We start from the raw sequence: 1,382 nt of genomic DNA on the forward strand, positions 1-1,382 counted from the left end.
ATCCTGTAGTCCATGTCCCGCATCTGCCGCGACCACGCAACACCATGGGTCAATTCATGGCCGTGAGACAGGTTCATCAGTACGTGGTCGAAGGCATTCCCGATCGCGTCGGCGATCGCGGAGTCATCGTCTACGGCGCTGAACGTGAACCCGACATGATGATCCGAATGCGCCTCCAAATGTAGAAGGAGTCGATCGACGTCATTCCCCTCGAGGTCACGCCACAGGGCGGGCACGTCGATACCCTGTCCGCGCTTGAAGAAGTCGACGTGCCAAAGGTGTCCGGGCGTGCCTGCGATGCTCGCCGGACTCCGCGCTGCCCAAGCGCGTGCGCTCGTCGACACTCGGACTCGAGTTTCATACTGACGATCAGCATGGGCAACAAGCCGACGAGCATCGTCGTGGTCGCCGCGAACCCAACCAACCGTCACCGCGTCGCTGTAGACAGTGACGTCCGGGACGCTGCGGTCGTTGTAAGTGCTCAGTGCCTTGAACGTCCCGCCCTCAAGGTCGCGCAACACCTGCTCCAGCCGGCTTAGGTCGTCACCGTGGGGACGTCGCATATGCCCGATCCTGTGCCGTATCCGCTTGAGTTCGACCTGGCGGCCTTGCCACGACGCCTTCTCGAACAATGCGTAGCCGATGTTGTCCCAAGAACGCTCGATCAACTCTGCAAGCTGGCTGTAGTCCAGATAGGCGAGAGGGTTATCGCTGTCCGGGCCAGCCATATGCGTGTACTGGGCGTCTTGTTCCAAGCGGGGGCCAGCAGCCTTCACCGCGTCGATCCACGTCGCCCCATGGAGCGCACGGAGTTCGACATAGGCGAGCGATCGCAGCCAACATTCCAACTGCCACCAACGCGCGTACAGGGCCGCGGAAGTGTCCTCCATGAAGCCCGGAATGACTGCACGCAGCGCGGCCGCTGCCGTCGGACCTAACCAGGGTGCTTCGTCGACGCGGGTCGTCGACAGCCCATGCTCACGCTCTGACACGTTGAGCCATTGGGCCGCCTGTCCTGTCGGTTGCTCCGTCGGCCCAATGGGGCGACGGCCCTCTTGGTTAGTCATGGCTCTCCTCTAAAGAACGATGGCCACAAGTTTGGCGTATTGCGAATCGTCGCTGTCGTCCCACGCGCACTTGAGCGACCAGCTGAGAAATGCTGACACCGCCGAAGGAGGCTCGCGACGCTCAAAACCTGCAAGAGGGCGGCGGGATCCCTGTTGCACCCTTCGGAGGTTCGAGGGGTTCGATTACGCCGAGCTACGGATCGGGTGACCCCCACAATTCTTCCCGAATGTTGCGGCCGAGGGTTCCGAGCCGATCCGAGAAGAGATGGCGGCTGGCGTTAGAAGATCCGATGCAGTGATCGAGCAGGGCGGCAG

The 1,382-nt window shown here is 61.9% G+C and carries 1 protein-coding gene; it reads right to left on the reverse strand.

Annotated elements, in window-relative coordinates; all coding sequences use genetic code 11:
• Positions 1–1,067: hypothetical protein (locus tag AC1DW9_RS36640; protein ID WP_476855417.1), on the reverse strand; the 1,067-nt coding region annotated here is incomplete at its 3' end.
• Positions 1,068–1,382: the final 315 nt, after the last annotated feature.

It is taken from the genome of Allobosea sp. P4_E12 (assembly GCF_056401655.1).